This is a genomic window from Pseudarthrobacter chlorophenolicus A6, assembly GCF_000022025.1.
GTDB classification, from domain to species: domain Bacteria; phylum Actinomycetota; class Actinomycetes; order Actinomycetales; family Micrococcaceae; genus Arthrobacter; species Arthrobacter chlorophenolicus.
This window is the reverse complement of record NC_011886.1, coordinates 4,281,830-4,293,614: the sequence shown is the minus strand read 5'-3', so window position 1 is coordinate 4,293,614 and position 11,785 is coordinate 4,281,830. Positions and strand designations below refer to the sequence as shown.

Below are 11,785 nucleotides of genomic sequence, written 5' to 3'. Positions count from 1 at the left end.
AAAGATGCAGAGGAACCATGAATCAGGCTTTTGTGTACGACGCCGTGCGCACCCCTTTCGGCAAGTTCGGCTCCGGCCTCGCTGCGGTCCGTCCGGATGATTTGGCCGCGCACGTGATCAAGGAATCCGTAAAGCGGGCGCCTTCGCTTGATGTCGAGCGGATCGACGAGGTGGTGTTCGGCAACGCCAACGGCGCCGGCGAGGAAAACCGCAACATCGCCCGGATGGGCACGCTGCTGGCCGGGCTCCCGGTATCGATCCCCGGGACCACGGTGAACCGGCTCTGCGGCTCGTCCCTGGACGCGGCGATCATAGCCTCCCGGCAGATCAACGCCGGTGACGCGGATTTGATGCTGGTGGGCGGCGCGGAATCAATGTCCCGTGCCCCGTGGGTTTTGCCCAAGACGGAGAAGCCCTACCCGGCCGGGGACATGACCCTGGCCTCCACCACCCTGGGCTGGCGCCTGGTGAACAAGGCCATGCCGAAGGAATGGACGATTTCTTTGGGCGAGGCCACCGAGCGGCTCCGCGAGAAGTACGGTGTGAGCCGGGAGGCGCAGGACGAGTTCGCCGCCGCTTCGCACAACCTGTCGGCCGCCGCCTGGGACGAGGGCTTCTACGACACCCTCGTCGCCCCGGTGCCGGGCACGAATTTGGTCCGGGATGAGGGCATCCGCTCCGGGTCAACGGCTGAGAAGCTTGCCGGCCTTAAGACCGTGTTCCGGGCAGAGGGTTCAGGTCCCGAGGGCGGCACGGTCACGGCCGGTAACGCGTCTCCATTGTCCGACGGCGCCTCCGCGGCCTGGATCGGCAGCGAAGCCGCCGCCGGGCTGCTGGGGCTGGATCCGCTGGCCCGTATCGCCGGACGTGGCGCGCACGGCAATGATCCGCAGTTCTTTGGCTACGCCCCGGTGGAGGCGGCGAACAAGGCCCTCGCGAAGGCGGGCATCGGCTGGGACCAGGTGGGCGCCGTCGAACTTAACGAAGCGTTCGCCGCGCAGTCCCTGGCCTGCATCAACGCCTGGGACATCGACCCGTCGATGGTGAACCGGCACGGCGGGGCTATCGCGATGGGCCACCCGCTCGGCGCGTCCGGTACCCGTATCCTGGGCACCCTGGCCCGGTCTCTGCAGGCCTCGGGTGAGCGCTGGGGTGTTGCCGCGATCTGCATCGGCGTGGGCCAGGGCCTTGCCGTTGTCCTCGAAAACGTGACTGCTTCAAACGGAAGGGCATAAGCCATGCTGAACTTTGTTGATTCGGTACAGGAGGCCGTGGCCGGTATCAAGGACGGCTCCACCGTGATGATTGGCGGCTTCGGCAACGCCGGGCAGCCGTTCGAACTGATCGATGCCCTGCTCGAGTGCGGCGCCACGGACCTGACCGTGGTGAACAACAACGCCGGACAGGGCGACCAGGGACTCGCTTTGTTGATCAAGGAAGGCCGGGTCAAGAAAATGATCTGCTCGTTCCCGCGGCAGTCCGATTCCTGGCACTTCGACGCCAAGTACAAGGCCGGGCAGATCGAACTCGAGCTGGTGCCGCAGGGCAACCTGGCTGAGCGGATCCGGGCCGCGGGGGCCGGGATCGGCGGGTTCTTCACCCCCACCGGGTACGGCACCATGCTGGCCGAGGGCAAGGAAACCCGGATCATCGATGGCCGCGGGCAGGTCTTCGAAACACCGATCCACGCCGACGTCGCCCTGGTCAAGGCCCTGAAGGCGGACGGGAAGGGCAACCTGGTGTATCGCAAGACCGCCCGGAACTTCGGCCCGATCATGGCCGCGGCCGCGAAGCACACCATCGTGCAGGTCTCCGAGATCGTCCCCACCGGCGCCCTGGACCCGGAGAACATTGTGACCCCGGGCATTTACGTCAACAGCATCGTGAAGGTGACCGGCAGCGGCGCCGGCACCTCAACCAAGGAAGGGAAGGCGGCCTGACATGAGCCTCACCGAAACCAGCATCAAGACCTCCGAAACCGCCTTGGGCCGCGATGACCTCGCCCGGCTCGTGGCCCGCGACATCGCCCCGGGCTCGTTCGTGAACCTTGGCATCGGCCAGCCCACCCTGGTGTCCAACTACCTTACCGATGAACAGAACATCACGCTCCACACCGAGAACGGGATGCTCGGCATGGGCCCCGAAGCCACGGGCGGGGAGATTGATGAGGACCTCATCAACGCGGGCAAGATCCCCGTCACCGAACTCCCGGGTGCGTCCTACTTCCACCACGCAGACTCCTTCGCGATCATGCGCGGCGGCCACCTGGACATCTGCGTCCTGGGCGCCTTCCAGGTCTCCGCCACCGGGGACCTCGCCAACTGGCACACCGGCGCACCCGGGGCGATCCCCGCCGTCGGCGGCGCCATGGACCTCGCCACCGGCGCCAAGGACGTCTTCGTCATGATGACCCTCCTGACCCGCGAAGGCGCGTCCAAGATCGTGGAGTCCTGCACCTACCCGCTCACCGGGGTCGGCTGCGTCACCCGCGTCTACACCGACAAAGCCGTCTTCCTCACCGGCCCCGACGGCGTCACCGTCCGCGAAACCTTCGGCACCACCCTGGAGGAACTCCAGGAACTGGTCCCCGTCCCGCTTAAGGCCGCATCCGTAATCGGTGGTTGAGCACGTCGAAACCCGACCCGCCGCCACCCCTAGGATTGGTAACCATGACCGACGCCGTCCGCACGGACACCCAGCCACCGCAGGCCAGCGACCAGTTCGTCCAGTCGCTGGCGCGCGGGCTCGCCGTGATCCGCGCCTTCGACGCCGAACGTCCCGTCATGACGCTCAGCGAGGTGGCGGGCCAGACCGGCCTGACCCGGGCCACAGCGCGCCGGTTCCTGCACACCCTGGTGGAACTGGGATACGTCCGGACGGACGGAAAGACGTTTGCCCTGACGGCCAAGGTCCTCCAGCTCGGGTACGCCTACCTCTCCGGACTGTCCCTGCCGCAGCTGGCCCAGCCGCACCTTGAAGAGCTGTCCCTGAAACTGGGGGAGTCGACGTCGGCCGCCGTACTGGACGGTGCGGACATCGCCTACATCGCCCGGGTGACCACGCGCCGGATCATGACCGTCGGCATTACCGTGGGTACCCGGTTCCCTGCCTACGCCACGTCCATGGGTCGGGTCCTCCTGGCCAACCTGCCGGCCCCGGCCCTCAAGGAATACCTCGCCACAGCGGAGATCAGGCCGCTCACGCCCCGGGCGCTTGGGACGGCCCCGGAACTGCTGGCGGTGCTGGCAACCGTCCGGGCGCAGGGCTGGTGCCTGCTGGACCAGGAACTGGAACCGGGCCTGATGTCAGTGGCGGCACCGGTGTTTGACGGAGCCAAGGTGGTGGCTGCGGTCAACGTGTCGCTGCAGGCCCAGGCGGTGGCAGCCCGGGAGGACCCGGATGCCTACCTGGCCTCGGTGGCGCAGGAGATCTCGGCCACCGCCAAGCTCATCTCCGTGGACCTCACCGCCCGCGGCTGACCCGCCGGCCGCGGAACACCCTAAAAGAGGGCGGCCTGCCGCGAAGGTAACTCTTTGCCCTCGAAGCCCGCCACACCACTCCCGCAGCAGCAGCGTGCGCTCTAGACTCAACCCAACTGTGCGCAGCAGAGCGGCTGCCGCAAGACTGCCGGAAGCGGCAGGAAGGGAGCGTGCGGGTGAAACTGGGCATTCCGCGGGAGCGCCGGGAGGGCGAACGGCGCGTGGCCGCCACCCCGGACACAGTGAAACAGCTGGCCGGAACGGGCCTAAAGGTCCTGATCGAGGCGGGCGCGGGCGACGCCTCAGGGCACCCGGACCGCGACTACACGGAGGCCGGCGCCGTCGTCGTTCCCCAACTGGATATCAGCGCCGTGGACATCCTGGCGCACGTCCGTCCCCTGGACCCGCACACCGCCGCCGCACTGAAAAGGGGAGCGGTCACCGTGGGGCTCGCGTCGCCGGCGTCCGAGCTGCCCACCGTGCAGGCGCTCACCGCGGCCGGCGCCACGTCGTTCGCCCTGGAGCTCGTGCCGCGCATTTCCCGTGCCCAGTCCATGGACGCGCTCAGCTCCCAGGCCCTGGTGGCCGGGTACCGCTGCGTGCTGGAAGCCGCCATCCGGCTGCCCAGGTTCTTCCCTCTCTATATGACCGCCGCCGGCACGGTTCCGCCCGCCCGCGTCCTGGTCCTCGGCGCCGGCGTTGCCGGGCTGCAGGCGATCGGAACGGCCAAACGGCTTGGCGCGCGGGTGGCCGCCAATGACATCCGGCCCGCGTCCGCGGACGAGGTCGCTTCCATGGGCGGCACCTTCATCCGCCTGGACCTGGAAACCGCCGAAGCGGCCGGCGGCTACGCCCGCCAGCTCAGTTCCGACGCCGGCACCCGGCAGCGGCAGCTGCTCGCGCCGCACGTCGCGCAGTCGGACGTCCTGATTACGACGGCGGCCGTGCCGGGCAGGCGGGCGCCGCTCCTGGTGACCCGGGACATGGTGCAGGGCATGCGTGCCGGTTCGGTCGTCGTCGACCTTGCCGCGGAGTCGGGCGGGAACGTCGAAGGAGTGGTCCCCGGCGAGGACATCGCCGTGCCCACCGCCGACGGTGCCGGCCATGTGACCCTGGTGGGACTGAAGGACCCGGCCTCCGCCATGGCGTCCGACGCCTCCCGCCTCTATGCCAAGAACGTGGCCAACCTGCTGGCGCTGATGCTCCGGGACGGCGGACTCGTCCTGGACTTCGAGGACGAGGTGGTGGCGGGGGCCTGCTTCACCCACGACGGCGAAGTGCGGCACGGGCCCACCGCGGACCTGCTCAGCGAAACAGCCCGCGCACGGCAGGAAGGGGCGCTCTGATGGACGGAATGAGCCTGCTGACCATCACGGTCCTGGCCGTCTTCGTGGGGTTCGAGGTGGTGTCCAAGGTTTCCAGCACCCTGCACACGCCGCTGATGTCCGGTGCCAACGCCATTCACGGCATCATCCTGGTGGGCGCCATCATCGTGGCCGGCCAGGCAGCGGACCCGTGGGTCCTCGCGGTGGCGCTGCTCGCCGTCGTGCTGGCCACGGCCAACCTGGTGGGCGGCTTCGTGGTGACGGACCGGATGCTGCACATGTTCCATGCCAGGAAGGACACTGCCCGCACGGGCCCCGCGCAGCCCGGCGCCCAGCCCGGTACCGCGCAGAAGGCGGACGGAAAATGAGCATCCTCGACCCCGCCTGGACCGCCCTGCTGTACCTGGCCGCCGCGGTCTTCTTCATCCTCGCCCTGCGCGGGCTCAGCTCCCCGCGGACCGCACGCCGCGGCAACCTGATCGGCGCCCTCGGTGCACTGATCGCCGTCGTCACCGTCTTCCTCTCCGCCCGGCTCGACAACATCCCCTGGATCCTGGGCGCCATCGCCGTGGGTTCCGCGGTGGCGGCGCCGGTGGCGCGGCGCGTGAAGATGACACAGATGCCCCAGCTGGTGGCCCTGTTCAACGGTGTGGGCGGTGGCGCGGCGGCGCTGGTGGCGCTCCTCGAGCTCCCCCACGCGGACGGACCCTGGGTGCGGCTGGCCATCGTGTTCACCCTCCTGGTGGGTGCGGTCTCCTTCGCCGGTTCCGGGGTGACGTTCGCCAAGCTGCAGGAACTGATGACCACCCGGCCGGTGCTGTTTCCGGGCCTGCCCGCGGTGATGGCCGCGGTACTGCTGGCGTCCGTGGCGGCCGCGGCCGCCGTCGTCATCACCGGATCCACCGCGTTCGCGGTGCTCCTGCTGGTCCTGGGCCTCGCGGCCGGCGTCCTGCTGGTGCTGCCCGTGGGCGGCGCGGACGTGCCCATTGTGATTTCGCTGCTGAACGCCTTTACCGGCCTGGCCGTCGCGGCGTCCGGCCTTGTGCTGGGCAACGTGCTGCTGGTGGTGGCCGGCACCCTGGTGGGGGCGTCCGGCACCATACTGACCCGCGCCATGGCGGCGGCGATGGGCCGCAGCGTCGCGGGGATCATGTTCGGCGCGTTCCGGGGAGGTTCGACGGCGGGATCCACCGCCGTGAGCGACCGCCCGGTGCGCTCATCCACGCCTGAGGACGTGGCGGTGCTGCTGCGGTACGCGCAGCGGGTGATCATCGTCCCCGGCTACGGCCTGGCGGTGGCGCAGGGGCAGCACACGGCGGCGGAACTGGCGCAGGCGCTGGAAGCCCGGGGGATAGAGGTGGACTTTGCCATCCACCCCGTGGCGGGCCGGATGCCCGGGCACATGAACGTGCTCCTGGCCGAGGCCAACGTGCCCTACGAGTCGCTCAAGGAAATGGTGGAAATCAATCCTGAGTTCAAGACCGCGGATGTGGCCCTGGTGGTGGGTGCCAACGACGTTGTGAACCCTGCGGCGAAGACGTCCTCCGGCTCACCGATTTACGGCATGCCCATCCTGGAAGTTTCCGCCGCGCGCCAGGTGGTGTTCCTCAAACGCTCCATGCGCCCTGGCTTCGCCGGGATCGAAAACGAACTGCTGTACGAGCCGCAGACCTCCCTGCTTTTCGGGGATGCCAAGGATTCGCTCGCCCAGGTGCTGGGGGCGGTCAAGGCCCTCTAGCCGGACTTGGCCGGAACGCGGCGGCGGGCAGGTTACTCTTCTCTCAGAAGCTTGCTTTCCATTCCGCCACTGAAGGACGCCATGACTGCCAACAGCTCCACTTCCCCCAAGCGCGCCGCCATCATCGTCAATCCGGCCAAGCCGGTGGAGTTCGACGTGCGCGGCCTGGTGGCCAGGCACTGCGTGGAAAACGGCTGGGGCGAGGCCATCTGGCTGGAAACCACCAAGGAGGACCCCGGTGTGGGCCAGGCGAAGGAAGCCCTGGCGCAGGGGGCGGACATCGTGATCGCCGCAGGGGGAGACGGCACCGTCCGGTGCGTGGCCGAGGTCCTGGCGGGCGGGGACGTGCCCATGGGGCTTCTTCCGCTGGGAACCGGGAACCTGCTGGCCCGCAACCTCGGCATGGACGTCACGGATTACGACGGCGCCATGGCGGCGGCCCTGAACGGCACCGAACGCAAGATCGACGTAGTCCGCGCCAAGCGCAACGATCCGGACAAGGAACAGATCTTCCTGGTGATGGCCGGCGTGGGCTACGACGCCACCATCATGGCGGACACCAACGAGGACCTGAAGGACAAAGTGGGCTGGCTGGCTTATGTGGACGCCGGTATCCGCAACCTGCCCGGCAAGCCGGTCAAGGCCACCGTGGTGATCGATGGCGAGACCGTGGTGCACCGCGGCGTCCGCAGCGTGATGGTGGGCAACTGCGGAAAAGTCCAGGGTGGCCTGGAGATCTTCCCTGATGCCAAGGTGGACGACGGGCTGCTGGACATTGCCGTGCTGGCCCCGCACCACGGCAAGCTGGGATGGCTCTCCGTAATGGCAGGCATCATCGGCAAGGGCCGGAACCGGGACACCGCCGTGGAGTACTTCCAGGGCAAGGCCGTGGAAATCACCCTCGAACACGCGGACAACTACCAGCTGGACGGCGACCATGAGGGTGAAGGCAAGCACGTCCTGATGACCATGGAGCCGGGCGCCCTCACCCTCCGGATGTAACCCCCAACTACCTAGTTGTGGCTGGCAGCGGCGGTCTTGTGCGCCAGGATCTCCGCGAGTTCTGCCAGCCGGTGGGCACGCGCCGATTCCGCCGGGGTGAAAGGCTCGCCCGGCCGGGCAAAGACGAGGGGCCCGTGCCATGCCGTGGGGACCTTGAGGTGGGTCCCGTCGTCGGGCATCCTCACGGGAACGCCCGACGACGGCACGATCCGTGCGCCGAGCAGCTCGGCTATGGCGAGGGGCAGTTCGTCGGGGGCGTCGGCGATCCGCGCCGCCAGGCTGAGCGCCCGGGTCTGGCCGTCCGCCATGGCCAGCGCGGTGGTGGGCCACACGTGCGCACGGCTGCCGCCGCCGTCGTGCAATGCCGCCAGCAGCTCCCGCTCACCCATGGTCCCGGGAGCGGACAGGACAAATTCATCCAGCACGCCGCCCGGGACCGGATGGACGTGGATGCCCAGGATGTTAATGCCGTTCCGGGCCAGGGTGCCGGTGATCTTCTCCAGCGACCCGGGCTCGTCCCGCAGGACCGTGCGCGCCCGCCACAGTGCCGGCGCGGCTCCCAGCTTGCGGCGGTGGCGCAGCGCCGGAGCGTGCAGCCAGCCGCGCAGCATCCGGGCAGCGGACGGTTCGGCCACCCAGATCACCAGCACGGTGGCGGTTAGCGTGAGCACCAGCACCTTCGCCACATAGGGCAGGTGGGTTTCCACCACCAAGGCGTGGACCAGCAGCTCGATGGGCAGCATCACCGCCACGTTGGCGGCGGTGAGGCGGGCCTTGGGCGGCTCGGGCATCATTCCGCAGACTTCGCAGCTCAATTCGGCAGCGGGTGTGGCCCGCGGTGCGTGCTTCATGACCCAAGCTTTCGTGCACGCTGTTTCTGCCGCGTTGCCTGCCGATTCCATTCAAGGGAATTTAATGGGCGGGTTCAGGGACTTCCGCCATAGGATTTACCGGGAACGTCAGTGCGGCCGGCCGCCCATCAGGACAACCGGTTACCGCAGGAAGGCGCCGCCCACGTGAAGTTGCTTGCTGAGATGTTCAGCATTGGTCCCGGCAACAAGGACCACCACCCCGCCCTCCGCTGCGCCACCGGCGTGTTCGTCCCGCTGATCACCCTGGTGCTCCTGGGCCGGCTGGACCTTGCCATCTTCGCGTCCTTCGGTGCCTTCACCGGAATCTACGGCCGCGGCGAACCACACGCCGCCCGCTTCGCCCTGCAGTTGCGTGCCGGACTCCTGATGCTGCTGGTGATGCTCCTGGCAGCCCTGTCCGCGAGGATTGAAACGGCCTGGGGGCTGGAAAGCACCGCCACCACCTGGCTCTTGGTGCTGGCCACCACCCTGGTGGCGGGCGGCTGTTCCGTGGCCATCTCCTGGCTGCGGCTGCGGCCGGGCGGCTCCCTTTTCCACATCTTTGCCTTCGCGGCCATCGCCTCCATCCCCAACCAGCCGCCGCTGTGGCAGGGCATGCTGGTTGCGGTGCTCACCACCGTGCTGTGCCTGCTGATCGGCTTTTCGTCGCGGATCCTGCCCAGCCACCGCACCCCTTGGACCTGGCCTCCCCGTATCCGGCGCACGCCGGCAGAGAAGCGCGCCGCCTGGCTTGAAGGGCTTGGCTACCTGGTGGCTGCGGGGCTGGCGGGATCGCTGGCCACCTGGGCCGGGCAGCAGCTGGGATTCGGGCACAACTACTGGGCCATGGTGGCCGCGGTGGTGCCCTTGGTGGGCCACACCACCCGGCACCGGATCCGGCGCGGCGTCCAGCGAATCATCGGCACCGTCCTTGGCCTGCTGGTCCTGGCGGCGGTCCTGCTGCTGGGCCTGGAGCCGTGGCAGACCGTGCTGGTGATGGCCCTCTGCCAGTTCGGTGCTGAGATGTTCATCATCCGCCAGTACCTGCTGGCGCAGGTCTTCGTGACGCCCCTGGCCCTCATCTCCACCCTCCTGGTGGTCCCCGCCTCGCCGTCCGCGCTGCTGCGCGACCGCATCATCGAAACCGTCATCGGTGCCGCCGTGGGTATTGCCGTGGTGCTGGCTCCCGCGGCGTGGCGCCGTTTGAGGCCGGGCCCAGGACAGGGTACGACGCCGGCCTGACCGCCTCCCAGCCCCGGCTGGCCTTCCGCGGTTTCGGTCCTCCCGGGGCCCTGCCGCGGTACGCTGTACTTCCCATTCAACGGAAGGTGTGGCGGTGGCGAACTCGAAGTCGGGCGATTCGGTGGTGGACCGGATAGTCCGGCTGATCTCCGCCTTCCCGCAGGACGTGGGCGCCCTGCAGCTTTCGGACCTGGCCGCCCGGGCCGGGCTGCCGCTGACCACCACGCACCGGCTGGTTGGCCAGCTGGCCGGCCACGGGCTGCTTGAGACCGAGCCCGGCGGCATGGTCCGGCCGGGCCTCCGGCTTTGGGAGCTGGTAAACCGCGCCTCCCCGGCCTTGGCACTGCGGCAGGCGGCCATGCCGTTCATGGAGGACATCCAGCACGTCCTGAACCAGAACGTGAACCTGGCGGTGCTGGATGGCTGGGAGGTGCTGTTTGTGGAGCGGTTGTCGCGGCGCGGATCGGCGACCAACCGGGCGCAGGTGGCCGGCAGGATGCCCATCCACATCTCGTCCGCCGGGCTGGCGCTGATGGCGCACCGGGAGAAGGCGCTGCAGGCCAGCTACCTTGCCCAGTTCTCCGATCCTGACGGAAGGCTTACCAGTGGCGATGTCCGGACGCTGCTGGCCGACGCTGCCCACCAGGGTTTCGCTCAGCTGAAGGGCGTGGTGGATCCGGACACCTGGGGCATCGCCGTGCCGGTCCTCAACCGCCGCCAGCGCGCCGTGGCCTCGCTCGGCGTCGTGGTTCCGCTCCAGGAGATGCGGCTGCAGGCGCTGGTGCCCGCGCTGCAGACCGCCGCGCGCGGCATCGCCCGCCGCCTTGCGGATTCATGAACCATTCAACGGAATCCCTGTAACGCCGGTCACTGTGGGTGGCCCACACTGGGTGCCAAGCAATCCTCTGGCCTCCGGGCCCGCAACGAAGCGAGACCACAATGGCACGGAAAACCATCACCACCCAGGTAGCCATCATGGGCGCCGGCCCGGCCGGGCTCATGCTGTCCCACCTGCTGGCCAAGGCCGGCATCGAGTCCACGGTGATCGAGGTCCGCAGCCATGACGAAATCGCCCGCACCGTCCGCGCCGGGATCCTGGAGCACGGCACCGTCAACCTCCTGGTGGACAGCGGGGTTTCAGGCCGGGTCCTGACCCACGGCGACCGGCACGACGGCATTGAACTGCGCTTCAACGGCGAGAGCCACCGCATCGACTTCAAGGACCTGGTGGGTGAGTCCGTGTGGCTTTACCCGCAGACAGACGTTTTCACCGACCTTGCCGCACGCAGGACGCACGACGGCGGCGACGTCCGGTACAGCGTCACGGACACCTCCGTCCATGACCTCGAAGGCAAGCCCAAGGTCTGGTTCACGGACGCCGACGGCGCCGAATTCGAGATCCAGGCGGACTTCCTGGTGGGTGCCGACGGTTCCCGCAGCCACTGCCGCTTCCAGATTCCCGAGGCCAACCGCAAGTGGTACTTCCACGAATACCCCTTCGCCTGGTTTGGGATCCTCGCCGAGGCACCGCGCAGCTCGGACGAACTGATCTACGCCAACTCCGCCAACGGCTTCGCCCTCATCAGCCAGCGCACCGAGGCCGTCCAGCGGATGTACTTCCAGTGCGATCCCAAGGAAAACGTGGCCGACTGGGACGACGACCGGATCTGGGCAGAGTTCCGCAGCCGGGTCAACGGCAACGGCTTCGAGCTCAAGGAAGGCCCGGTCATCGAAAAGATGGTGCTGCCGTTCCGCAGCTTCGTCCACACCCCCATGCGCCACGGCAATCTCTTCCTGGCCGGCGACGCCGCGCACACCGTCCCGCCCACCGGTGCCAAGGGCCTCAACCTGGCCGTCCACGACGTCAAGGTCCTTTTTGAGGGGCTGGACAGCCACTACAACTCCGGCTCGGACCGTTTGCTTGAGTCGTACAGCGACCGAGCGCTGGAGCGGGTGTGGAAGGCACAGCAGTTCTCCTACTGGATGACCACCATGCTGCACACCCCCGCTGACGCCGGCGATTTCTCCCGCGCCCGCCAGGTGGGGGAACTTAACTCGGTGGTCTCGTCACGCCACGGCATGGCCTACCTCGCCGAGGCCTACACCGGCTGGCCGGGCCGCGGCTAAGGCCGGACGCCAGCAGCGGGC

At 68.5% G+C, this 11,785-nt stretch carries 12 protein-coding genes; 11 read left to right on the top strand and 1 reads right to left on the bottom strand.

Annotated features, from left to right (window positions below):
• The first annotated feature begins 17 nt into the window (after positions 1-17).
• The 8 genes from ACHL_RS19305 to ACHL_RS19270 all read left to right on the top strand — a co-directional run bounded on the left by ACHL_RS19305 (position 18) and on the right by ACHL_RS19270 (position 7,544).
• On the top strand, positions 18-1,235 hold the full coding sequence (locus ACHL_RS19305; protein ID WP_015938995.1) for a thiolase family protein: 1,218 nt from the start codon (positions 18-20) through the stop codon (positions 1,233-1,235).
• A 3-nt stretch (positions 1,236-1,238) separates the two neighbouring features.
• Complete coding sequence (locus ACHL_RS19300; protein ID WP_015938994.1) at positions 1,239-1,940, top strand: 3-oxoacid CoA-transferase subunit A; 702 nt, start codon at positions 1,239-1,241, stop codon at positions 1,938-1,940.
• Between the two features lies 1 nt (position 1,941).
• Positions 1,942-2,625, top strand: a complete 684-nt coding sequence (locus ACHL_RS19295; RefSeq protein WP_015938993.1) for a 3-oxoacid CoA-transferase subunit B — start codon at positions 1,942-1,944, stop codon at positions 2,623-2,625.
• 44 nt (positions 2,626-2,669) lie between these two features.
• Positions 2,670-3,479, top strand: a complete 810-nt coding sequence (locus ACHL_RS19290; RefSeq protein ID WP_015938992.1) for an IclR family transcriptional regulator domain-containing protein — start codon at positions 2,670-2,672, stop codon at positions 3,477-3,479.
• Between the two features lie 176 nt (positions 3,480-3,655).
• Positions 3,656-4,825, top strand: a complete 1,170-nt coding sequence (locus tag ACHL_RS19285) for a Re/Si-specific NAD(P)(+) transhydrogenase subunit alpha (RefSeq protein ID WP_043794912.1) — start codon at positions 3,656-3,658, stop codon at positions 4,823-4,825.
• A complete protein-coding gene (locus ACHL_RS19280) occupies positions 4,825-5,172 on the top strand; it encodes an NAD(P) transhydrogenase subunit alpha (protein ID WP_015938990.1) in 348 nt (115 codons plus the stop codon). The genes ACHL_RS19285 and ACHL_RS19280 overlap by 1 nt, the downstream gene beginning before the upstream one ends.
• Entirely contained in the window at positions 5,169-6,542 is a 1,374-nt protein-coding gene (locus tag ACHL_RS19275; protein WP_015938989.1) for an NAD(P)(+) transhydrogenase (Re/Si-specific) subunit beta, read from the top strand. The genes ACHL_RS19280 and ACHL_RS19275 overlap by 4 nt, the downstream gene beginning before the upstream one ends.
• Positions 6,543-6,623: 81 nt before the next feature.
• A complete protein-coding gene (locus tag ACHL_RS19270) occupies positions 6,624-7,544 on the top strand; it encodes a diacylglycerol/lipid kinase family protein (RefSeq protein ID WP_015938988.1) in 921 nt (306 codons plus the stop codon).
• A gap of 11 nt (positions 7,545-7,555) precedes the next feature.
• Here the strand turns inward: ACHL_RS19270 and ACHL_RS19265 are convergent, their stop codons facing one another.
• Entirely contained in the window at positions 7,556-8,395 is an 840-nt protein-coding gene (locus ACHL_RS19265) for an ACT domain-containing protein (protein WP_043794256.1), read from the bottom strand.
• Between the two features lie 165 nt (positions 8,396-8,560).
• Here ACHL_RS19265 and ACHL_RS19260 point away from each other — a divergent pair, with 165 nt between their 5' ends.
• The 3 genes from ACHL_RS19260 (at position 8,561) to ACHL_RS19250 (ending at position 11,764) form a co-directional block, all read left to right on the top strand.
• Positions 8,561-9,637: an FUSC family protein gene (locus ACHL_RS19260; protein WP_043794911.1), complete on the top strand. Its 1,077-nt coding sequence runs from the start codon at positions 8,561-8,563 to the stop codon at positions 9,635-9,637.
• Between the two features lie 94 nt (positions 9,638-9,731).
• Positions 9,732-10,475, top strand: coding sequence for an IclR family transcriptional regulator (locus tag ACHL_RS19255; RefSeq protein WP_015938985.1), 744 nt, complete (start codon positions 9,732-9,734; stop codon positions 10,473-10,475).
• Positions 10,476-10,576: 101 nt separating this feature from the next.
• Positions 10,577-11,764 (top strand): 4-hydroxybenzoate 3-monooxygenase, encoded by a 1,188-nt coding sequence (locus ACHL_RS19250; RefSeq protein ID WP_015938984.1) that lies wholly within the window; start codon positions 10,577-10,579, stop codon positions 11,762-11,764.
• Positions 11,765-11,785 lie beyond the last annotated feature (21 nt).

What these genes read in the sequence shown, in the direction of transcription:
- ACHL_RS19305 (WP_015938995.1), top strand. Translation starts at nt 18, where the DNA reads ATGAATCAGGCTTTTGTGTACGACGCCGTGCGCACCCCTTTCGGCAAG.
- ACHL_RS19300 (WP_015938994.1), top strand. Translation starts at nt 1,239, where the DNA reads ATGCTGAACTTTGTTGATTCGGTACAGGAGGCCGTGGCCGGTATCAAG.
- ACHL_RS19295 (WP_015938993.1), top strand. Translation starts at nt 1,942, where the DNA reads ATGAGCCTCACCGAAACCAGCATCAAGACCTCCGAAACCGCCTTGGGC.
- ACHL_RS19290 (WP_015938992.1), top strand. Translation starts at nt 2,670, where the DNA reads ATGACCGACGCCGTCCGCACGGACACCCAGCCACCGCAGGCCAGCGAC.
- ACHL_RS19280 (WP_015938990.1), top strand. Translation starts at nt 4,825, where the DNA reads ATGGACGGAATGAGCCTGCTGACCATCACGGTCCTGGCCGTCTTCGTG.
- ACHL_RS19275 (WP_015938989.1), top strand. Translation starts at nt 5,169, where the DNA reads ATGAGCATCCTCGACCCCGCCTGGACCGCCCTGCTGTACCTGGCCGCC.
- ACHL_RS19270 (WP_015938988.1), top strand. Translation starts at nt 6,624, where the DNA reads ATGACTGCCAACAGCTCCACTTCCCCCAAGCGCGCCGCCATCATCGTC.
- ACHL_RS19265 (WP_043794256.1), bottom strand. Translation starts at nt 8,395, where the DNA reads ATGAAGCACGCACCGCGGGCCACACCCGCTGCCGAATTGAGCTGCGAA.
- ACHL_RS19250 (WP_015938984.1), top strand. Translation starts at nt 10,577, where the DNA reads ATGGCACGGAAAACCATCACCACCCAGGTAGCCATCATGGGCGCCGGC.